This is a genomic window from Roseobacter cerffii (genome assembly GCF_054226325.1).
This window is the reverse complement of the sequence record NZ_CM135757.1, coordinates 2,567,126-2,587,641: the sequence shown is the minus strand read 5'-3', so window position 1 is coordinate 2,587,641 and position 20,516 is coordinate 2,567,126. Positions and strand designations below refer to the sequence as shown.

Annotated in this window: 17 protein-coding genes; 8 read left to right on the top strand and 9 right to left on the bottom strand. The window is 62.7% G+C overall.

All coding sequences use genetic code 11. The annotated features are described in order from the left end of the window. Positions 1-7 precede the first annotated feature (7 nt). Genes ACVC7O_RS12525 through lptF form a run of 3 tightly spaced genes read right to left on the bottom strand, consistent with a single transcriptional unit; the run spans position 8 to position 4,363 of the window. Positions 8-2,137 carry an LPS-assembly protein LptD gene (locus ACVC7O_RS12525; RefSeq protein ID WP_458322461.1) on the bottom strand — a complete coding sequence of 710 codons (2,130 nt, stop codon included), beginning with the start codon at positions 2,135-2,137 and terminating at the stop codon, positions 8-10. Then, positions 2,130-3,227, bottom strand: coding sequence for an LPS export ABC transporter permease LptG (lptG, locus tag ACVC7O_RS12520; RefSeq protein ID WP_458322460.1), 1,098 nt, complete (start codon positions 3,225-3,227; stop codon positions 2,130-2,132). Before lptG ends, ACVC7O_RS12525 begins: the two co-directional genes overlap by 8 nt. Further along, on the bottom strand, positions 3,224-4,363 hold the full coding sequence (gene lptF / locus ACVC7O_RS12515; protein WP_458322459.1) for an LPS export ABC transporter permease LptF: 1,140 nt from the start codon (positions 4,361-4,363) through the stop codon (positions 3,224-3,226). The genes lptG and lptF overlap by 4 nt, the downstream gene beginning before the upstream one ends. A gap of 135 nt (positions 4,364-4,498) precedes the next feature. Here lptF and ACVC7O_RS12510 point away from each other — a divergent pair, with 135 nt between their 5' ends. Further along, entirely contained in the window at positions 4,499-5,971 is a 1,473-nt protein-coding gene (locus ACVC7O_RS12510) for a leucyl aminopeptidase (protein WP_458322458.1), read from the top strand. Between the two features lie 4 nt (positions 5,972-5,975). Then, a complete protein-coding gene (locus tag ACVC7O_RS12505) occupies positions 5,976-6,446 on the top strand; it encodes a DNA polymerase III subunit chi (protein ID WP_458322457.1) in 471 nt (156 codons plus the stop codon). A gap of 22 nt (positions 6,447-6,468) precedes the next feature. On the opposite strand, the gene ACVC7O_RS12500 is transcribed toward ACVC7O_RS12505, so the two are convergent. From ACVC7O_RS12500 to ACVC7O_RS12490, 3 genes are read right to left on the bottom strand one after another with little or no spacing between them, the layout of a single operon-like run. After that, positions 6,469-7,050 (bottom strand): retropepsin-like aspartic protease family protein, encoded by a 582-nt coding sequence (locus ACVC7O_RS12500; RefSeq protein ID WP_458322456.1) that lies wholly within the window; start codon positions 7,048-7,050, stop codon positions 6,469-6,471. 52 nt (positions 7,051-7,102) lie between these two features. Then, on the bottom strand, positions 7,103-7,726 hold the full coding sequence (locus ACVC7O_RS12495; RefSeq protein ID WP_458322455.1) for a MarC family protein: 624 nt from the start codon (positions 7,724-7,726) through the stop codon (positions 7,103-7,105). A gap of 43 nt (positions 7,727-7,769) precedes the next feature. Next, positions 7,770-9,629 (bottom strand): ABC-F family ATP-binding cassette domain-containing protein, encoded by a 1,860-nt coding sequence (locus ACVC7O_RS12490; protein ID WP_458326087.1) that lies wholly within the window; start codon positions 9,627-9,629, stop codon positions 7,770-7,772. A 132-nt stretch (positions 9,630-9,761) separates the two neighbouring features. Here ACVC7O_RS12490 and ndk point away from each other — a divergent pair, with 132 nt between their 5' ends. Continuing rightward, entirely contained in the window at positions 9,762-10,184 is a 423-nt protein-coding gene (gene ndk / locus ACVC7O_RS12485; protein WP_458322454.1) for a nucleoside-diphosphate kinase, read from the top strand. A 58-nt stretch (positions 10,185-10,242) separates the two neighbouring features. Here ndk and ACVC7O_RS12480 read toward each other — a convergent pair whose 3' ends face one another. Both ACVC7O_RS12480 and ACVC7O_RS12475 read right to left on the bottom strand, forming a co-directional pair. Next, positions 10,243-10,572: a TfoX/Sxy family protein gene (locus ACVC7O_RS12480; protein WP_458322453.1), complete on the bottom strand. Its 330-nt coding sequence runs from the start codon at positions 10,570-10,572 to the stop codon at positions 10,243-10,245. A gap of 343 nt (positions 10,573-10,915) precedes the next feature. After that, the gene (locus ACVC7O_RS12475) at positions 10,916-11,593 is read right to left on the bottom strand and encodes a hypothetical protein (RefSeq protein ID WP_458322452.1); all 678 of its coding nucleotides are present in this window, start codon (positions 11,591-11,593) and stop codon (positions 10,916-10,918) included. Positions 11,594-11,836: 243 nt separating this feature from the next. Here ACVC7O_RS12475 and ACVC7O_RS12470 point away from each other — a divergent pair, with 243 nt between their 5' ends. From ACVC7O_RS12470 to choV, 4 genes are all read left to right on the top strand, one after another. After that, positions 11,837-15,079 carry a chemotaxis protein CheB gene (locus ACVC7O_RS12470; RefSeq protein WP_458322451.1) on the top strand — a complete coding sequence of 1,081 codons (3,243 nt, stop codon included), beginning with the start codon at positions 11,837-11,839 and terminating at the stop codon, positions 15,077-15,079. 116 nt (positions 15,080-15,195) lie between these two features. Beyond that, entirely contained in the window at positions 15,196-16,122 is a 927-nt protein-coding gene (locus tag ACVC7O_RS12465; RefSeq protein ID WP_458322450.1) for a choline ABC transporter substrate-binding protein, read from the top strand. Positions 16,123-16,189: 67 nt separating this feature from the next. Next, positions 16,190-17,023, top strand: a complete 834-nt coding sequence (gene choW, locus ACVC7O_RS12460; RefSeq protein ID WP_458326086.1) for a choline ABC transporter permease subunit — start codon at positions 16,190-16,192, stop codon at positions 17,021-17,023. After that, positions 17,020-18,051, top strand: a complete 1,032-nt coding sequence (choV, locus tag ACVC7O_RS12455; RefSeq protein ID WP_458322449.1) for a choline ABC transporter ATP-binding protein — start codon at positions 17,020-17,022, stop codon at positions 18,049-18,051. Before choW ends, choV begins: the two co-directional genes overlap by 4 nt. A 6-nt stretch (positions 18,052-18,057) precedes the next feature. Here the strand turns inward: choV and ACVC7O_RS12450 are convergent, their stop codons facing one another. Next, positions 18,058-18,447 carry a c-type cytochrome gene (locus ACVC7O_RS12450; protein ID WP_458322448.1) on the bottom strand — a complete coding sequence of 130 codons (390 nt, stop codon included), beginning with the start codon at positions 18,445-18,447 and terminating at the stop codon, positions 18,058-18,060. A gap of 299 nt (positions 18,448-18,746) precedes the next feature. On the opposite strand from ACVC7O_RS12450, the gene ACVC7O_RS12445 reads away from it, so the two are divergent. Next, complete coding sequence (locus tag ACVC7O_RS12445) at positions 18,747-20,426, top strand: hypothetical protein (protein WP_458322447.1); 1,680 nt, start codon at positions 18,747-18,749, stop codon at positions 20,424-20,426. Positions 20,427-20,516: the final 90 nt, after the last annotated feature.

Genomic DNA, 20,516 nt, shown 5'->3' with positions numbered 1-20,516 from the left:
GTTTGATCTACCCGCATGTTCTTGTGTAGGTCTCTGTTCCTTTTCGTGCCGAAAAGCCCCGTAGACCGATGGTTAAGCCCAAACTGGTTGAGGGTTCAAGGCTTGAGGAGGTGGCATAGCGCCGGTCGATGGAGAAGCCCACCGAGACGCATTCATTCTCGTAGGTGAACCCGACACCTGCGGTCGAGGCCCGGCTGATCGAGATATCATAGCGCCAGTCGGCATTTGCCGTCCAATACTTGTCGACCCGATAGGAGCCGTCGAGCGCGATCTCGGCGATGCTCTCGTCGCGGTCTTCGCCGGGGTCACTTTGTAGCCACAGATAGCTGCCGCCCAGCGTCGTGCGCTGGCCGGAAAAATCGCCGCGGATCTCGGCCTTGGAAAAGTCGAAATCCTCATCGAAGAGCGTTCGGGCAGTCAGGATCAGGCCACCTTGGGATTTGATCTGGCCTGCGACCAGATAATCGGAGGACGTGCCGGTCAGCCCGGATGTCTCGGTGAAGGCCTCATCGGCGTCCTGCCGCAGCACCTGGCCGAAGGTCAGCGAGGTGTCGAAGCCATCGGGATCGAACCGGGCCCAGTTGACGCCGAGCGCAATGGTGCGCCCGCGCTCGCGCCGGTCGGGCTCGGGGAAGCGCGAGAGGGATGTCAGGTTGCCGCCGTCAAACTCGACCCGCGTGCTTTCCTCGTTGGGCACGTCGATCTGGTCGCCGCCGACCCAGCCCACCTGGAAAATCGGTTCGAGAAATTGCGTGACGCCATCGCCATCGCTGCGCGCCATCGGATAACGCAGGGCAATGGCACCCCGGGGGCTGATCTGGGACTGCGTCTGGGGCACGGAGCTGTCTTGCGTGACGTTGAAGAGGTCGGTGGTCAGCCCGAGGGTCACATCCGCCCGGAGCCCCGCCGGGAGGGTCCAGCTGCGCAGCCAGTCCGCCTCGGCGCTGGCGCGGGACACATCGCGGCCGACGATGTCGTCATCGGAATAGCGATAGTGGCTGTGGGCGTTCAGCGCGAACCGCAGCTCGCCCCCGATCTGATGCGGGAAGTACCGGGCCTCATAGATGCCATCGGCCACCAGCGTGGGCAGTTCCGAGTTCACATCCTCGTCGCGCAGCGATTTGAAGGCGATCAGACCGCCGGAGATATACTCGTCACGCCGCGCCCGGCTGATGGTGATCGCGCTGTCGAGCCGGTCCTTGCCGGAGAAGTCGTATTGCGTGAGATAGGAGTCGTCGGTCGTGACCTCGATGTCGAAGTCCAGTTTGAAATCGTTGCGCAGATCGAACTGCCCGTCGGCGAAGAGGTAGCCGCGCGTCTCGGACGGGCGCTCATCATCGCGCGAGATCGCGCCGTTGAACTCGATGCGGCCCTTGCGGAAGGCCTGGCGGTACCGGAACTCCAACGTGCGCGTGCCGGTGGCGATATAGGGCGTCAGGGTCAGGTCGCGGTCCGGGGCGATGTTGATGAAGTAGGGGACCTTGATCCCGATGCCGAATTCCGTGTTCTGCTCGAGGCTTGGGAACAGAAAGCCGGTGGCGCGCTCCACCGTGGGGTCCGGCAACCGAAGCTGCGGCAAGTAGAAGACGGGCACGTTGCGGATCAGGAATTGCGCGCCGTCGAAGTAGAGTTGCCGCTCTTGTTTGTCGTGCACGACCCGTTTGGCGCGGATCTGCCAGAGTGGCGGGCTGCCGTCTTCGCAGACCTGGCAAGAGGTCACGGCGGTCTTGTAGAGCTGGCTGTAGCGTTCGTTGACCCGCTGGATCTGCACCGCGGCCAGTTGCAGCTGTTGGTTCAGCACCATCCGTGCGCCGCGCAGCAGGCCTGTGCGCAGGGTCCCGTCGAGCTCGGCGGCGGAGGCAAGCACGGTGATGCCCGCGCCATCTTCCATCGTGATCGGGCCGGTGATGAGCAACTGTCCGGTGCCGCGATCATAGCGGATTTCGGACGCCGTGACGCGGGTGGTGCCCTGGAAGGCCTCGACATTGCCGCGGGCCACAAGTTCGCGGTCATTCACGATGAAAAGCTCGTCAGCGATCAGCACCGCTGGCTGCGACGGATCCTCCTGCGCTGTGAGAAGCGTCGGGGCGAGAGCCAGCAGGAAGGCGAGCAGGACACGGACCACCGGACTAGCCATCCTCAGCATGCAACAGCAGGCCCAAGGCCAGCAGCACCGCCGCAACGGGCGGCGCCCAGGCCGCGAGATAGATGGGGATCTGGCCGTTTTCGCCCAGGATCTGCGCAAAGCTGCGAATGAAATACAAACCGAACCCCAGAAGTACCGCCGCCAGCACCGCGATGCCGGTGCCCCCGAACCGGGTATGCCGCATGGTAAAGGCGCTCGCAACAAGAACCATGGACATCAGAAACAGCGGGCGGGCGAGCTCGGACTGGAACCAGACGCGGTGCTGGCGCGAGGAAAAGCCCGCCTGATCGAGCTGTGCTATGAACTCGGGCAGCGCCCAGATGGAGATGGAGCTGGGGCGGCCAAAGCTTTCGCGGATGCGTTCGAGGGTGAGCGTGGTGGGAATGAAGTATTCGTCGTGCGTTTCGGAATTGGCCTCCGAGTTGGTGCCGACCTGGAGCGGCCAGAGCTTGACGCCGGTGAGCGACCAGCCGCCATTCTCAAGAGCGGCGCTTTGCGCGGCGATCCGGCGGACGGGGCCGCCGCCCGGCGCGTAGGAGAGGAAGGTCACGTCATAGAGCACGGAGGCATCGGAGTTCGACCGCCAGGCCCGGATCACGGTCTGCCCGTCCTCGCCGCCTTGCCGGAGCCAGAGCCCCTCGCCGGAGATCGAGAGGGTCGATGCCCCGCCGGTGCGGTAGCTTTCCGAAAGCTCGCTGTAGCGTTGCGAGGTCCCCGCGACGATCGGGTTGAGCATCGTCACGGCCAGACCCCCGATGATCAGCGCAACCACCACAGGGGCGATCAGAGCCCGCAGGGCCGAGCGCCCCGCCGCCCGGGTCGCGACCAGCTCGGAGGACCGCGCGAGCCCGACAAAGAGCACAATCGTCGCGAGGATCATGATCAGCGGCAGGATCTCGTTCACTGTCTCCGGCGCCTTCAGCAGCGTGAGCCCGACGATGCGCCCGAAGCTCACGCCCAGATCACCAAAGTCGCTGGCCTGATCGACCAGATCAACCAGGGCGACCAGCGAGAACAGCACAAGCGTCAGGATCAGGAAGCTCATCGCGAAGCGGCGGGCGAAGTAGAGATGCAGGATCATGTCACCGCCTCGTCACGCGCAGCGGAGGGTTTGCGGCGCAGCCATCGCGGGCGCGCAACATACCAGATCATGCCCAGCGACAGGAGTGCCCCGCAGACCGTTGGCAGGTAGAGCAATGGCCAGAGCCGCGCCTCGTCACGGACGGGGTTTTGCAGTGTCGAGCCGATCCCGTCGATCATCAGCAAGAGACCAAAGGCCACGAAGACCTCGCGCCAGACCCCGAAGCGCGAATAGCCACCCACAAGCAGCGTGGTGAAGCCGATCATCGCGGCCACGACACAGAACAGCGGCTCGGCAAAGCGGGCGTGGAACTCCTCGGCGATGTCACCGACGCGCTGCCGGGTTTCCCTCGCAAGTGGCTCCCATGGGGTCATCAGCATCGGCGTGGTCATGTTGCGCGCGCGCAGGGCCTGCGAGGTGTCATTGCGGACCAGGGCACTGATATCGAAAGAGAAGTCGCGAAACTTGGCGGTCGAGAGGCGATTGGTCTCGGTGCTGAGCCGCTGCGCCATGCCGTCGAGCATGATCAGGGTCGTGATGTTCTGATTGCGCAGCAGATAGGCCTCGGCGGCGGTGTAGATCACACCTTCCTCAGGCTTGCGCCGATCTGATAGGAACACGTCACGCAGCACCCCGTCCTCGGAGATTTCGCGGGCATAGAAGGTGACCGATTTCGACGGATGCAGGAACGTGCCTTCGGTCAGCAGGCGTGAGGTGGCGTTCTGCGAGATCTCCGTCTCGCGCTCGCTCAACTGCTGCAGCGCCATGGGCAGCAGGATGTGATGCAGCGCCGAGGCCATCAGGAAGACGATCATCCCGAAGACGAGCACCGGCCGCGCCAGGCGGTAGGGGCCCGAGCCTGTCGCCTGCAGCACGGTGAGCTCGCTTTCGTTGTTCATCCGGTTGGTCACGTAGACGGTGGCGGCGAAGGCGGCAATCGGCAGGATTGTGGTGACCAGCTTGGGCAGGCCAAGCGCCGTGAACTCCAGAAACACGAGTGCCGACTGACCATCGCCGATCAGCCTGTCAAACAGCACCACAGCCTGGTTGATCCAGAAGACGGCCACAAGCACGAGTGAGAAAAATCCAAACAGGATCAGCAATTGCGACAGCATATATCTGTCGATCTTGCTCACCCGTGTCCCCCTTGTTTTCGTCTGCTCTGTTGTGAGCGACGATAGACCAAAGAGCGAGGCTGGAAAACTGCTATCTGGTCTTTGGCGGATGAGCGCGCTAGGTCGTGAGGGCACCCCAATCAGAAAGGCCATCTCATGACCACGCTCACCGCCGTCAGCTTCCGCGAAACCGACATAGACCTTCTGGCCGATCACGCAGGGCGGGTCGGGTTGATCGTCGATGCCTCCGGTCGGCTCGATGTGGCGGGGCGGCGGGTGAACCGGCTGAGCAAGGGGGCGCTGAAACGCGCCTTGGAGGCGCGTGTCGAGGCGGGGTTCAAGGAAGGCGACAGCCTGACGCTGGCCTATCCCGCGGGGATGGCGGCGGAGGCGGTCGATGTGATCTGTCTGAGCCGGGGCGCGTCGGAGGTCGCCGCGCGGCATGCGGGCGCGCTGCTCGGGCAGAAGCGCGGCAAGGCGGATTTGCTGCTGGCGGTCGGCTCGGCCAAGCGGGCGGCCTACGTGGTGCAAGGCGCGGTGCTGCGCGACTATCAGTTCCGCGATCACAAGACCTCCGGCGAGGCCGCGGAGGGCGTTATCGCGGTGATGGCGAATGATCCTGCCGGGGTCGAGGCGGCAGCAGAGCCTTTGTTGGCCGTCGCCGATGGCGCCTTCATGACCCGCGATCTGGTGAACGAGCCCGCCAACGTGCTGACCACGACGGAGTTCGCCAACCGGCTGGAGGCGATGGCGGACCTTGGCCTGAAGGTAGAGGTGCTGGACGAGGACCAGCTGGAAGAGCTGGGCATGCGCACGCTGCTGGCGGTGGGCCAGGGCTCGGCCAGCCCATCCAAGGTCGTGGTGATGCAATGGAACGGTGGTGAGGAGGGTGCCGCCCCGCTGGCCCTGATCGGCAAGGGCGTGGTCTTTGACACCGGCGGGATCAGCCTGAAGCCGGCGGCGGGCATGGAAGACATGACCATGGACATGGGGGGTGCCGGCACCGTGGCAGGCGTGATGCGCGGGCTGGCGCTGCGCAAGGCGAAGGCCAATGTGGTGGGGCTGGTTGGGCTCGTCGAAAACATGCCCTCGGGGACGGCGATCCGGCCCGGCGATGTGGTCAAATCGATGAAGGGCGACACGGTCGAGATCCTGAACACCGATGCGGAGGGCCGCTTGGTGCTCTGTGATGTGATGTGGTACGCGCAGGAGCGGTTCGAGCCTGCGGGCATGATCGATCTGGCGACACTGACCGGGGCGATCATCATCGGGCTTGGGCATGAGAATGCGGGCGTGTTTTCGAACGACGATGCGCTGTGCAATGCCTTCCTGAAAGCGGCGGAGGCGGAGGCCGAGGGCGCCTGGCGGATGCCGCTGGGGCAGGCCTATGACGATATGCTGAAATCGCCCATCGCAGATATGAAGAACATTGGCGGGCGGCCTGCGGGGTCGATCACCGCGGCGCAATTCCTGCAGCGCTTCGTGAAAGAGGACACGCCTTGGATTCACCTGGATATTGCGGGCGTGGCCTCGTTGAAATCGGCGACCAAGCTGGCGCCGAAGGGCGCGACAGGCTGGGGCGTGCGCGCGCTCGACCGGTTGGTCGCGGACATGATGGAGAAGGGCTGACGCGGTGGGGGCTGCGCTCTTTTATCACCTGACCCGTCGCCCGCTCGAGCAGACCCTGTCGATGCTGTTGGGCAAGGCGCAGGGCGCGGGGATGCGGGTGGTGGTGCGCGGCGCGGACCTCGGGCGTATGGGCTGGCTGGATGAAAAACTCTGGCTGGGGCCGGAAGAGGGCTTCCTTCCGCACGGGCTGGCCGGAGGTGATCACGATGCGCTGCAGCCGATCCTTTTGACGACGGCGCAGGAAGCGCCAAATGGCGCCGCCTGCCTGATGACCGTCGATGGCGCCGAGGTGGTGGCGGATGATGTGGAACAGATGGAGCGGGTCTGCGTGCTGTTTGATGGCAACGATCCGGAGGCGTTGCAGGTGGCGCGGGGGCAGTGGAAGACGCTGACCGAGGCTGGCGTTGCTGCGCAGTATTGGTCGGAAGAGAGCGGCCGCTGGGAGAAGAAGGCGGAGAGCGGGGCGGTGGCCTAAAGCCCACCGAACCTGCCGGCGATCAGCGGGTGAGCGTTAGTTCACCGCCTGCGATCTCGATCCTGCCCCAGCGCTGCAGGTAGGTCATGCCCATCAGGCTTTGCGACATCTCTCCACTATTCACCACGGCGGGAATATCGGTATCGGTCGCGGGGCCTAGGGTCAGCGTGTCGAGGCGCACGGGCGCGGTGCGGACCTCGCCGTTCGCTGTCATGGCGCGACCCGTGAAGCTGAGCGTGTCTGGGTCGAGCCCGGCGGCCATCGCATCCTCGCGGGTCAGGACCAGCATCGTGGCGCCGGTATCCAGAACGAATTGCGTGGGCGCGCCGTTGACCTCGGCCGAGATGTAGTAGTGCCCATCCGGGCTGCGCGGCACGACAACCTTGCCCTGATCGGCGAAGACGGCCTGTTGCGGGCGGACGGTCTGGCTGATGTCATCCCAGAGCCCGTAGGCGGCGATCACGCCGAGGAAGATCAACCCCCAGACGGCCCCCTGTTGCAGCACCTTGTTGGTGGAGAGGCGGTTCTGGGCAAAGAACCAGGTGCAGACCATCAGGCCCAGAACGATCAGGTAGATCAGTCTGCCGGTGTCGAAACTGTCCATGTGCCATGCCTTTCGTCTGCGTCTTACAGATATATGCGGGCTGGCGCAGAAATCACCCCATGCCGGGGCCAAAGCCAAAGGCGCTGAGCCCGTCGAGCACGAATTGGACCGAGAGCGCGGCGAGCAGCATGCCGAGCAGCCGCGTGACAACCGTGACGCCGGTCTTGCCGAGCGCACGCTCGATCAGCCCGCTGGCGAGGAAGAAGGCCATCACGATCAGCATGACGATGCCGGTGGCGCCCAGCACGTGCAGCGCGCCCTCGATCCCCGGGCGTTGACCCATCAGCAGGATCACCGAGGCGATGGCCCCGGGACCGGCGATCAGCGGAATGGCCAGCGGGAAGACAGAGGGGTCTTCGCGCTCTTCCTCCTGCTTGTCCTCGCGGCGCTTGGTGCGGCGTTCAAAGAGCATGTCGAGCGCTGTGAGGAACAAAAGGATGCCGCCAGCGACGCGGAAGGCGGGCATGGAGATGCCGATGAAGGCGAGAAGCGCCTCGCCGAAGGCGGCGAAGGCGAGCAGGATCAGGATGCCGATCAGCGTCGCGCGCCAGGCGATGCGGCGGCGGGCGGCATCGGTCATGCCTTGGGTCAGGGCGACGAAGAGCGGGGCGAGGCCAATGGGGTCGATCACCACGAACATCGTCACGAAGGCGGTTATGAAAAAGGCGGTGTCCATGATCAGGGGTGGCAGGCGGGTTTGAAGCCCGTCGACGCAAATGTCACGCGGCCTGCGCCTTTTCGAGCTTTTCCAGGGCGCTCATCCAAAGCGTCTCGGCCCGTTCCAGCGCCTCCATCACCTCGGCGTATTTGCGGTTCCAGACCTCGAGCTCGCCGGATTTGGCATCTTCATAGAGCGCAGGGTCGGCGAGTTTCTTGGCCAGCTTGTCGCGCATCTCGTTGAGCTTCTCGACCCGGGCTTCGGACTTGCGGGTTTCGGACCTGAGGGCAAGGATTTCGTCACGGCTGGCGCGTTTTGGTTTGGCCTCGGCGGGTTTCTTGACAGACTTGCCGCTCGGTTTGTCGACCGTGAGCAGCATCTTGCGATAGGCTTCGAGATCGTCCTCATAAGGCTTCACGGTGCCGTTTGACACGAGCCAGAGCCGGTCGGCCACCATGGAGAGCAGGTGCATGTCGTGGCTCACGAGGATCACCGCGCCGGAATAGGCGGTGAGCGCTTCCACCAGCGCCTCACGGCTCTCAATGTCGAGGTGGTTCGTCGGTTCGTCGAGAATTAGCAGGTGGGGCGCATCCAGCGTGGCGAGCAGCAGCGATAGCCGCGCCTTTTGCCCACCGGAGAGGCGGCCCACTTCGGTTTCCGCCTGGTCCGCGCCGAGGCCAAAGCCCGCCAGCTGCGCCCGCAGTTTGGAGTGCAGAACACCGGGGCGCGCCGAGATCATGTGCTGCAGCGGGGTTTCGTCCACATGCAGCTCTTCCACCTGGTGCTGGGCGAAAAAGCCGATGCGCAGCTTGTTGGACTGCACCGATTTGCCGCCCATGAGGTCAAGACGACCGGAGAGCAGTTTGGACAGGGTCGATTTGCCCTGGCCGTTCTTGCCCAGCAGGGCGATGCGGTCGTCCTGGTCGATGCGCAGGTTCAGCCGGCTGAGCACGGGGGTATCCGTATAGCCTACGGCACCGCCTTCGATGGAGATGATCGGGGGCGAGAGCTCTTCGGGTTCCGGGAAGGTGAAGACGCGCTTTGCCGCCTGTTCGGGGCTGGCGATCATGTCCATCTTCTCGATCATCTTCAGGCGCGATTGCGCCTGCTTGGCCTTGGACGCCTTGGCCTTGAAGCGTTCGACAAAGGCCTGCATGTGGTCGCGCCGGGCCTGCTGTTTCTTGGCCATGGCGGCCTGGACGGCGCGCTGTTCGGCGCGTTGGCGGGCGAATTGATCATAGGGGCCCTGGTAGAGCGTGAGCTTGCGGTCTTCGAGATGCAGGATCGCGCCGACGGCCCGGTTGAGCAGCCCGCGGTCGTGGCTGATGATGATGACCGTATGCGGATACTTGGCCAGATAAGCCTCGAGCCAGAGCGCGCCTTCGAGGTCGAGATAGTTCGTCGGCTCGTCGAGCAGCAGGAGGTCTGGCTGGGCGAACAGCACCGCCGCAAGCGCCACACGCATCCGCCAGCCGCCCGAGAAATCCGAGCAGGGCATATGCTGCTCGGCGTCATCGAAGCCGAGGCCCTTGAGAATGCTTGCCGCACGCGCCTCGGCGGACCAGGCGTCGATATCCGCGAGCCGGGTTTGCACCTCGGCGATCCGGGTGGCATCTGTCGCCGTCTCGGCCTCGGCCAGCAGGGCGGCACGTTCGGTATCGGCTTCGAGCACGGTGTCGAGCAGCGACGTGGACGAGGAGGGGACCTCTTGCGCCACACCGCCGATCTTGGCGCGGCTGGGCAGCGAGAAATCACCACCATCGAGCGCCAACTCGCCCCGGATGATCTTGAACAGCGTGGTCTTGCCAGCGCCATTGCGGCCCACGAGGCCCACCTTGTGACCATCGGGGATCACGGCGCTCGTCTCCTCGAACAGGGGGCGCCCTTCGACCGAATAGCTGATGTTGGAAATCCGTAGCATGGGCGGGGTGTGCCGCATCGCGCGGCGTGCGTCAATCGCCGCTTTTCATGGCCGATTGTGCGTGTTAGGTGGGCCGCGAAATTTAAGGCGGACGGGCAGGGGCCCGGCGCGAAATGACAAGTGGAGACTCCTATGGCCCTTGAGCGGACATTCTCGATCATCAAACCCGATGCCACGCGGCGCAACCTGACCGGCAAGATCAACGCCAAGTTTGAAGAGGCAGGCCTGCGGATTGTCGCGCAGAAGCGCATTCACATGACCAAGGCGCAGGCCGGTGTGTTCTATGCGGTGCATGCGGAGCGGCCGTTCTATGACGAGCTGTGCGACTTCATGGCCTCCGCCCCGGTGGTCGTGCAGGTGCTGGAAGGGGAAGGTGCCATTGCCAAGAACCGCGAAGTGATGGGCGCCACCAACCCGGCCGATGCCGCCCCGGGCACGATTCGCGCCGAGTTCGCAGAGAGCGTGGGCGAGAATTCCGTGCACGGCTCGGACGCGCCGGAAACTGCGGCGGTCGAGATCGCCTATTTCTTCTCTGGTATGGAATTGGTTGGCTGAGGTCCGGACCTCATACATAAACATCAAGGGCCTTCCATTCGGAGGGCCCTTTTTTCGTTCAGGATGCGGGCCGCACCCCGATCTGATCCATCATCTGCTCGAAGGCATCGCGGTCTGCATCGAAAGAGCTGGCCTTGATCGCGTCAAAGCGCTTGCGCAGCGCCTTCTTCTCGTCGCCCTTGCAGTCGTTCCACGGGCGGTTCTGCAGGGCCATCACAAGCACGTAGTAGCCGATGAAATGCGGCTTCAGGCCTGTTTGCAGCATTTTCCCATAGGCCGCATCGGCCCCGAGTTGCCGCAGATCCTCGGCAGAGGTGATACCCGCCCGGGCGCAGGCGCTCTCATAGGCTGGGCCGAGATTTCGAATGGACGACACGGGTGACGACATGGCCCGAGACTAGGGGCTCTTGCCTCTCCTTGTCACCCCGCAAATCGCATCACAGACTGGCGTAATCCGTGATTGGCGGAGGCGGTGGTGCGGTTTCCTTCTGACCCTGATCCGGGGTCTTGGGCGTCGGTTTGGGTGCGTCTTTGCTCATCTGATCGGTCCTTGTCGCGGGATGCGGCAAGCGCCGCGTGATGATCAGAGGCTGTCAGAGCTTCCTGCCGGGCAGGGGGCATCGGCATGGCCACAACGTGGCATTTCTACTGAAACTTAAGGGTTTTGCGGGGAGCAAAGCGCGTCTGGCATCCGGCCACTACCCCAGGTTGGAGCGGGAGCCGGACGCGCGCTAGGCCTCGGGCAGGCTGAGTCGGTCCATCTCCGGACCGCGACTGAGGTGCATTTGCGTTGCTTGCGCATGACCGATGCCCGCATTGAAGATGAACCGCTTGAGCAGTTCCGTCTGGAATTCGAACTCGCGTGCGCGTTCGGAGAAGCCGTGGGGCAGGCGGTCCTTTGCGTCGATCTGCGCATACTCCAGATCGTGACACATGTTCAGCAGCGGCAGGCAGATGTCCGCAAGCACGTTGGTGGCCAGCCGCTCGGCGTGATTGGCATAAGGCTCCTGCAGGCCGATGTTCGACTGAAAGGCGTTGTTGAGCGCGCCCATGAACTCCTTGAACCGGAAGATCGTGTTGCGCACGCCGTCCTTCACTTCCATGATGAGGATATGCGCGCCGGACAGCACAATGCCCGGTAACTCCACAAGAAAATCCGGCAATGACAGCACTTGTGTGCCGTCGGGGATGGTCGCGATGCACTTGTGCAGGGCATGCGCGAGCTTCGGCGCCAGCACCTTGTCGATGTCGCCGGATCCCTGGAACGAGATACGGTTGCGGAAGCCCTGACCGAGCATTTCGGAGGACCGAATAACGATGCTCTGGTCTTCTTGCACCACGAGATTGAACGTCAAGACGCGGTCGGACAAATCCGATGGCAACGGAACGATTTTTGCTGGATCTGTCATGTCATCTATCCACAAATTGCAATTAATATGTGCAGCGTGCAGCAAAAGGCGTAGCTAAGGGTAAATGCACCGTACGGTGCCTGTTGCGTCACGGATAGAGAAATATTCGGCGCAAAGAAATCTTTCGGTTGAATCTATCACATCATACTTAATACATTGCAACTAAGGGTTGCCGAAGCGCACTGTTTTGCCGCACGGCGCAATGCCGATGGGGGCCCTCGACGCGTGGTGGGGAGTGCGGACTTGGACGGTGCAGATACGGACGAACTGACAATCATTGGCATCGGGTCCTCAGCCGGGGGGCTGGAAGCGATCCGCGAACTCGTCGCGACGCTGCCAACGGATTTGCAGGTGGCCTATGTCGTGGTGCAGCACATGTCGCCGCACCACAAAAGCCTGATGACCGAACTCGTGGCACGGCAAACGAGCCTGGTGGTGCGGGACGTGATCCACGGCTCGGTGCCCGAACCCAATGTCATTTACGTCACCCCGCCGAAGACCGATGTGGTCTATGAGGACGGCAAGCTGAATCTCGTCGACCCGAGCCACGAGGTCGCCTCACCCAAACCCTCGGTTGACCGGTTCCTGCTGAGCCTCGCCGATGGGCATGGCGAGAAATCCATGGCCATCATCTTGTCGGGCACCGGGACGGATGGTGCTTACGGCGTGCAAGCGATCCGCGAGGCCGGCGGCATCACCATCGCGCAGGACACCGAAAGTGCGAAATACGACGGGATGCCGATGGCGGCCATGCAGACGGGCTGTGTCGACTTGGTGCTGCGCCCCTTCGAGATTGGCACGCATCTGCAAAAAATTCTCACCAGCCCGCGGGATTTTGACGCCTTCCGCCAGGAGGCCTCCGAAAAGAGCCCCGCGTCGGATCTTCTGCAGATCCTGCTGGCGCGCACCCGCGTGGATTTCCGCGAATACAAGCAGACGACGATCAACCGCCGGATCGAACGGCGCATGATTGCGCTCGGGATCGAGAGCCATGAGGAATACACGCAATTCTGCCGGGTCAATCCCAATGCGGTGGACGCGCTCTTCAAGGACCTGCTGATCTCGGTCACGCGGTTCTTCCGGGACAAGAGCGAGTTCGAAGCGCTCAAGGAGCTGTTGCCGGGCCTGCTGAAGAAAAAGACCAACGCGCCCTTCCGGGTCTGGATTGCCGGGTGTGCCACGGGCGAGGAAGCCTATTCGATCGCCATCCTGCTCTGCGAGGCGTTGGGCGGCGCGAAGGTCCAGCTGAAGGATCACGTCCAGATCTTTGCCACCGACATCGACAAGGAGGCCTTGGAGGTCGCGCGCAAGGGCATCTACGGGATGGCGGCGCTGAACGATATTCCGAAGGACCTCGCGGATCAGTACTTCCTGCAACAGAACGATGGTATCCGGGTCATCGACTCCCTGCGCTCGGCGATCCTGTTTTCCGATCACAACGTCTGCCAGGACCCGCCGTTCCAGAAGGTCGATCTGCTGTGCTGCCGTAACCTCCTGATCTATTTTGGAAACACGCTGCAACACAAGGTGATGTCGCGCTTCCACTATGCGCTGACGGAAACCTCGCTGATGTTCCTCGGTACAGCCGAGACGGTTGCGGGCTCGGATGAGCTTTTCATCCAGGACAGCCAGTCGGCGCATATCTACCGCCGCAGGTCGATCCGCCGGTCCGAGCACACGCCATTCTCAAACACGCGCACGCTGCCGCAATCGCGCAAGATCATGCCAGCGGCGGCCAAGACGCCCGCGCCGGGCTATTCGACCGACCGGCAAATGTTCGAAGCGCTGGCACTGGCATTGGGGAAAAACTCGGTTCTGGTGACCGAGGAGTACTCCATCGTGCGGGTCTACGGGAATGTCAGCCCGTTTATCGAAATGAACGAGTCGAGCAATCTCAAGATGCACATCGACCTGCTGCGCCGTCCGTTCCGCGAAGAGGCGCGCAGCCTCGTGACGCTGGCGCTGAAGAATGGCGAGCATCGGTCGGGCGTGCGGCATCTGCTTGCCGAGGACGATGATGCGGAAATCCGGCTCGATGTCTATCCGATCATCGCGCGGGATATCAACGAGCGCGCGGCGCTGGTGGTCTTCAGCGAAGTGCAGGTCGACCGCTCGAAAGGGAAATCCACCAATCCCAAACTCGACGGTGAGGGCTTTGAGAGCGACCGTATCCGGTTGCTGGAAGACGAGGTTGCGACCACGCGAGAGGCGTTGCAGCAAACCATCGAAGAGCTGGAAACTTCCAACGAGGAATTGCAGTCCCTGAACGAGGAGTTGCAATCCACCAACGAGGAATTGCAGGCCACGAACGAAGAGCTGGAGACCTCGAACGAAGAGCTGCAATCCACCAACGAAGAACTGATCACCGTCAACGAAGAGCTGCAGGTCACTGCGGCGGAGCTGAGCGGGCGCACGGGGGAGTTGATGTCGGTGCTGGAGACCGCGCCGCTGGCCATCATGGTGCTCGATACGGCGCTGCAGATCTCGCAGGCCACCAATGCGGCGGCAGAGATGTTCGGCCTGTCGCGGCCCGTCTCGAACCCGCATATCAGCCAATGTGTGCTGCCAGAGAATTGCCCGTCGCTGGCGCCGATCTGCAACGAGACGCTCAAGCTGGGCGAAGCGATTTCCCGCGAGTTCAACTCCAATGGGGCGCGTTACAAGCTGACCTGCTCGCCCTTCTTTGACATGCGCGGTCAGATGAAGGGCTCGACCATGGTGGTCTCCGAGTTCCCGGGCATGGCGCAGGAGCTGGACCTGATCCTCGACAATGCCGAGATCTTCATGCTGAACAAATCTGCGGATGGCACGATCCTGCGGATCAGCGAACGCTCGGCCAGCGCACTCGGCACCACGCGGCAGAAAGCCGAAGGGCAGAATTACGCGAAGTTCGTCAACAAGAAGACAGCCGAAGCAGCACGGAAGCGGGACGACAAGCTGATGACGAGCAAATCGGGCCGGATCAGAGACGTCAGCGCGGTGGTCTCCGATGAGGATGGCAAGACCTATTGGATGAGCACGGAGAACTTCGTGTTTGACGACCCATCGGTCGGTACGCCCACGATCTACTCGGTCGGTACGGATATCACCGAGGTGGTTGAAGCGCGGGATGCGGCCGAGGACTCGCTGGCGCAGCTTGAGTTGCTGCAAAACCTGGCCAAGGTGGGGCACTGGTCGCTCGATCTGGAAAACGATGATCTCTACTGGTCATCCGAGGTCTATCGCATTCACGGCGAGGACGCTTCCAAAGCGGCGCCAAGCCTAGAAAAGGCGATTGCGTACTATCATCCCGACGATCGTGACAAGGTGACAGCCGAGATCAAGAAGGTGGCGGAGAAGGGGGGCGACTTCCACTCCAGATACCGCTTGATCAATAAGCAGGGCGAGACGGTTGCGGTCGAAACCTTCGGGCTGGCGCGGAAGGATCGGGCTGGCAAGGTCAGCAAGATCATCGGTGTCTTCCGCGAGGCGCCGGACGAGGCATAGTCGCATCCGGGCAGGCGCGCGCAGCGGTTCGCACGCGAGCCGCCGGCGATCCTTTCGCCTTGACGCTCTCATCCAACCTGCGCATGTATAAGCAAAAATCAGATGGGAGACGCGACATGAAATTCAGAACAACTGCCAGCGCGCTGGCGTTTATCTCGATGGCCGGAGTGGCTGCGGCGGACTGTTCGCAGGTGACCTTCTCCGACGTGGGCTGGACCGATATCACCGCGACGACAGCGGCAACCACCGTCATCCTGGACGCGCTCGGTTATGAAACGGATATCAAGGTCCTGTCGGTTCCGGTGACCTACACCTCGATGGCGCAGGGTGATGTCGATGTGTTTCTCGGCAACTGGATGCCCACCATGGAAGGCGATATCGCGTCGTATCGCGAGGCGGGCACCGTGGACACCGTGCGCGAAAACCTTGAGGGTGCGAAGTACACGCTGGCTGTGAACAAAGCCGCGCTTGAGCTTGGAATCAAAGACTTTTCCGACATCGCGGCACATGCAGATGCGCTCGACAATCAGATCTATGGCATTGAGCCCGGCAACGATGGCAATCGCCTGATCCAATCGATGATCGATGCAGACGCCTTCGGCTTGAGCGAGTTCGAAGTCAAGGAAAGCTCCGAACAAGGCATGCTGGCGCAGGTGGAGCGTCTGTCGAAGAAGGACGAACCCATCGTCTTCCTCGGCTGGGAGCCGCACCCGATGAATGCGAACTTCGATATGGGGTATCTGACCGGCGGGGACGACTTCTTTGGTCCCGATCTGGGCGGTGCGACGGTCTATACCAACACGCGCGCGGGCTATGTCGACGAATGCCCGAATGTTGGCAAGCTGCTGACCAACCTGAAGTTCACGCTGGCCATGGAAAACGAGATCATGGGCGCGATCCTGAACGACGGCACCGAGCCGTCCGACGCGGCGACCGCCTGGCTGACAGCCAACCCGGATGCCTTCGTGGCCTGGCTCGACGGTGTGACGACGCTCGACGGGGGCGATAGCGTCGCCGCAGTCAACGCGGCGCTTGGCCTCTGACATCTGATCCCCCGCACCACACAGGTCGCGGGGGTTTTTCATTCCGGAGCGGAGGGCGCGCGTCTTGCTGGACTGGCTGACTGAAACGAAAATACCTGTTGGCCAAAGTGCAGCGGCGTTCTTTGACTGGCTTCAGACCAATGGCGAGTGGTTCTTCGACGGGCTTGCGGTTCTGATGGAATGGATGATTGATGCGATCCTCTGGGTGCTGCAGACACCGCATCCTTTTGTGATCATCGCGGCCTTTGTGGCGATCACATGGATCTTGCAGCGGAGCTGGAAGGTTTGCCTTTTTGTTCTGCTCGGCTTTCTCTTCATTCTCAACCAGGACTACTGGGAAGAGATGACCGAGAGCATCACGCTGGTGCTCTCGGCTTGCGTGGTCTGCATGGCCATCGGTGTGCCGATCGGGATCGCGGCGGCGCACCGGCCACGGCTCTACCAGGCGATGCGCCCGGTGCTGGACCTGATGCAGACGCTGCCGACATTCGTCTATCTCATTCCCGCGATTGTCTTTTTTGGCATCGGTATGGTGCCGGGGCTGATCGCCACGGTGATCTTTGTGGTGCCCGCGCCCATTCGCCTGACCCATCTGGGCATCAGCACGACGCCCAAGCCGCTGCTGGAAGCGGCGGATGCCTTTGGGGCGACGCCGATGCAGAAGCTCTGGAAGGTGGAGCTGCCCTTCGCGCTGCCGCAGATCATGGCCGGTCTGAACCAGACGATCATGTTGTCGCTGTCGATGGTGGTGATCGCCGCGCTCGTGGGTGCGGACGGCTTGGGCGTTCCGGTTGTGCGTGCGCTCAATCAGGTCAACACCGCGCTTGGGTTTGAGAGCGGGTTCATTATCGTGGTTGTTGCCATCATGCTTGACCGAATGCTGCGGGTGGATCGCAAATGAGCAATGCCGTCGAGTTCGACAACGTGTCGATTGTGTTCGGGGAGTCGCCCGAGAAGGCGCTGCCCGAGATGGACGCGGGCAAGTCTCGCGCCGAGGTGCAACAGGCGACCGAGCAGGTGCTTGGCGTACACAATTGCTCGCTGGATGTGGCCGCCGGGGAAATCCTGGTGCTGATGGGGCTCTCGGGCTCGGGCAAATCCACGCTTCTGCGCGCTGTGAACGGGTTGAACCCGGTGGTGCGGGGCGCCGTGCGGGTGCATGACGGCGACTGGTCCTGTGATGTGACCCACAGCGCGCCGACCGACCTCCGGCGTGTGCGCCGCGAGTGTGTCTCGATGGTGTTTCAGCAGTTTGGACTGCTGCCTTGGCGGACGGTGCGCGAGAACGTGGCCTTGGGGCTCGAACTGGCGGATGTCTCAAAGAAAGAGCGCATGGCCCGTGCGGACCGGCAGCTTGAGCTGGTGGGGCTGTCGGACTGGGCGGACCGCAAGGTGGGCGAGCTTTCCGGTGGCATGCAGCAACGCGTGGGCCTTGCCCGCGCCTTTGTGACCGAGGCGCCGATCCTGCTGATGGACGAGCCCTTCTCAGCGCTCGACCCGCTGATCCGCACTCGACTGCAGGACGAATTGATCGACCTGCAGCGCGATCTCAAACGCACGATCATCTTCGTGAGCCATGACCTCGACGAGGCCTTCAAGCTCGGCGACAGGATCGCCATCATGGAGGGCGGTCGCATCGTGCAATGCGGCACGCCGCAGGAGATTTTCTCCAACCCGATCAATGACTACGTCGCGGATTTCGTCGCCCATATGAACCCGCTTGGCGTGCTGTCGGCAAGCGACGTGATGGAACCTGCGTCGCAGGCCCCGGCAGAGCGGGTGCAGGCCGACACGGACGTCGAAACCGTGATGCGCAAACTGCTCGACGCCGATGGTCCGATCGGCGTCGAGGACGAGGGTGCATTGGTGGGACAGGTGACCAAGAGCGGTGTCATCGCGCGCATTCTGGACCCGCGCGAGACGTCATAGCGCGGGTCAGTCCTGAATGGTCTTCAGCCATGCCACCAAATCCGCGACCGGTTGGCTGGTCATAACAGGTTGGCCACTTTCGGTTGCAACCGCCACGCCGGTGCCTTCGAAGAACCAACCATAGACGGGCATATCGCTGCCATGGCTGACCAAGGGGTCGCGCCCGTCGATCCGTTTGACCACCCGGTAGGTGGGAAAGGCATTGTCGTAACGGTCTGTGAGCGTGGTCAGGTCCGAGGGCTGGATGAGCAGCACGGGCGCCATGGGCCCGTTCCCTTCGGCTTCGGCCCCGTGACATGCCGCGCAATGCAGGCGAAACAGCCGCTCTCCCTCAGCCGCATCCTGTGCGGCCAGCGGGTGTGCAAGGCAGAGTGTGGCGGCGAGCAAAAATCGCATATGTGGCTCCTATTCAAGGTTTTATGCAGGATAGGCGACGAACGGGACGCGGACGTTGACCTGCGTCAAACCATGACGCGATAGATCTGGCGCATCCACTTGGGCAAGGACGGCGGCTTCGCTGTGACGATCGGAGCACGCGAACGTACGCAGTTCGCTGTCCAAGTTTTCTTGCCAAACTGCCGAAACCGGTTGTCCTCTCGAGCACACTGCCCCGCCAACGCGCGCCTGGCGGCCCAAGGCCCTTGACCCGCGGATGCGCGAGGCGATACCGCAAAACAGGGATGTGCACCCAGCCCATGCGGATCGGTTATGTTTTGCTGAAAAGACTTTCGGTTTTTCTCTTTGTTCTCAGCGCGGTTGTCCTGTTCGTCGGAGCCGGGTTTTCGGTTGGTCACAGCTCAGGATTCAACCACCCGTGGACGACCCAGTACCTAGCCGTTTTTGGCAACGACACGCTGTTGCCCCGGCACCTGCCTGGGCTCTGGTCCGGTCTGGGCGGATATGACTTCTTCTTCTATGCCCCCATTCCGTTCTGGGTCACAGCCGCGTCCATCGCGCCGATGTGCCCAAACTGCAGCGTTGGCACCGAAATCGTTCTGGGTGTCGCGCTGTTCTGGGTGCTAAGCGGTGTGACCTTCTACATCTTCGCCCGTCGCTACTGCGAGCCTGCCTGTGCATTGGCGGGTGCGGTGGCCTATGCCGTTCTGCCCTACCACCTCCTGCTCGACTGGTTCGTGCGGCAGGCGATCGGAGAATTCGCGGCCTATGCCTTTATCCCTCTGATCGCGTTTGGCCTTGATGCCATCCGCCTCGGCCAGCGCCATGCCTGGGTGTTTGCCGCAGGTGTCGCGGGGGTCATCCTGTGCCACTTGCCGACGGCCCTGCTGACGGCCCATGTCGTCTTGGTTGTGGCTGCTGTGATGGCCTGGCACAACGCGCGAAACGCCAAGGCGGTGTTGCGTCCCGTCATGGCTGTGATTGGCTGGGGTGGGCTCGGGGCGCTGTTAAGCTGTTTCTACTGGTTGCCCGCACTGGTTCTGTTGGAGCATGTGGCGAGCGATCTTCTCTACACCGATCACTATCTTGCGGAACGCTGGTTGTACGGATGGGATTTCGATCAGCCCGACCCGGAGTTTGCCCGCACGATCTTGTGGTCCTTTCTGGCTGTGCTGCCGGTGCTCCTTGCCTCGGTCTTCCGCGCCCGGGGCGGCCTCCTGATCTGGATCGTTGTTCCGGCACTGTTCGTGACGGTTCTGAACCTGGAAGCCTCAGCGTTTGTCTGGACGACCTGGATTATCGAAAGAGTGCAGTTTCCCTGGCGGTTGATGGTCTTTGTCGATTTCTCGGCTGCAATTGCGGTCGCTGTTTTGTTCAAATCCGCGGTCTCGCAGCGCTGGCGGGCCGTTTTGCTCCTCTGCGCTCTGCTTGCGATCGTGCCCGTGTTGAAAGTCGGCGAGGCGTCGCGTGTCTGGATCATCACGCCATACGACACCGACCGGCCCCAGGCTGGCGCGCCAGAGTACCTCAGCCCCGAGCTGGTCGCCGCGATCCGTGCAGGCAGAGGCTTCGATGACGAGGGCCTGCGTGATCGGCGCGCGATTTTTGATTTCACGCGGGCGGCGGCGGTTGAGCTCTCCGAGGCCATCGCTCCCGTGGCTGAAGTGCATGTGTCGCACCGGCAGGTCACGGTTCGTCCGCATCAGGAGGTCGAGCGCATCTCCGTGCCTGTCCAGTATTGGGCGTTCTGGCAGGCGGAGATGGATGGAGGGCAGCCCGTGGCGCTGAGCCCTAACGGCACCTTCGGCACAATTGACTTGATGGCGCCGGAGGGCGGTTTTCAAGGGCGGGCCGTGACCTTGATGCTCCCGTATCATTGGAGTGAGTGGGTTGGATTTGCGGTGAGCCTTGCGGCGGTTCTTCTGGGCGTGACCTTTGGCCTGCGATCCAGTCGGACGTATCATGCGCAGGCAGATTAGGCGCGACATGCCCCCGTTGCCGTGGGCGTTCTGTGGCGGCAAGGCCTCAACTGCCGGACGCTTGCAAGACCGCAGGCTTGGCAAGTCGCA

Excerpts from the sequence above, each read along its gene's own strand:
- ACVC7O_RS12495 (WP_458322455.1), bottom strand. The coding sequence starts at position 7,726 with ATGGACACCGCCTTTTTCATAACCGCCTTCGTGACGATGTTCGTGGTG.
- ACVC7O_RS12480 (WP_458322453.1), bottom strand. The coding sequence starts at position 10,572 with ATGTCGTCACCCGTGTCGTCCATTCGAAATCTCGGCCCAGCCTATGAG.
- ACVC7O_RS12490 (WP_458326087.1), bottom strand. The coding sequence starts at position 9,629 with ATGCTACGGATTTCCAACATCAGCTATTCGGTCGAAGGGCGCCCCCTG.
- ACVC7O_RS12510 (WP_458322458.1), top strand. The coding sequence starts at position 4,499 with ATGACCACGCTCACCGCCGTCAGCTTCCGCGAAACCGACATAGACCTT.
- ACVC7O_RS12475 (WP_458322452.1), bottom strand. The coding sequence starts at position 11,593 with ATGACAGATCCAGCAAAAATCGTTCCGTTGCCATCGGATTTGTCCGAC.
- ACVC7O_RS12465 (WP_458322450.1), top strand. The coding sequence starts at position 15,196 with ATGAAATTCAGAACAACTGCCAGCGCGCTGGCGTTTATCTCGATGGCC.
- ACVC7O_RS12450 (WP_458322448.1), bottom strand. The coding sequence starts at position 18,447 with ATGCGATTTTTGCTCGCCGCCACACTCTGCCTTGCACACCCGCTGGCC.
- ndk (WP_458322454.1), top strand. The coding sequence starts at position 9,762 with ATGGCCCTTGAGCGGACATTCTCGATCATCAAACCCGATGCCACGCGG.
- ACVC7O_RS12500 (WP_458322456.1), bottom strand. The coding sequence starts at position 7,050 with ATGGACAGTTTCGACACCGGCAGACTGATCTACCTGATCGTTCTGGGC.
- ACVC7O_RS12525 (WP_458322461.1), bottom strand. The coding sequence starts at position 2,137 with ATGGCTAGTCCGGTGGTCCGTGTCCTGCTCGCCTTCCTGCTGGCTCTC.
- choV (WP_458322449.1), top strand. The coding sequence starts at position 17,020 with ATGAGCAATGCCGTCGAGTTCGACAACGTGTCGATTGTGTTCGGGGAG.
- lptG (WP_458322460.1), bottom strand. The coding sequence starts at position 3,227 with ATGATCCTGCATCTCTACTTCGCCCGCCGCTTCGCGATGAGCTTCCTG.
- ACVC7O_RS12445 (WP_458322447.1), top strand. The coding sequence starts at position 18,747 with ATGCGGATCGGTTATGTTTTGCTGAAAAGACTTTCGGTTTTTCTCTTT.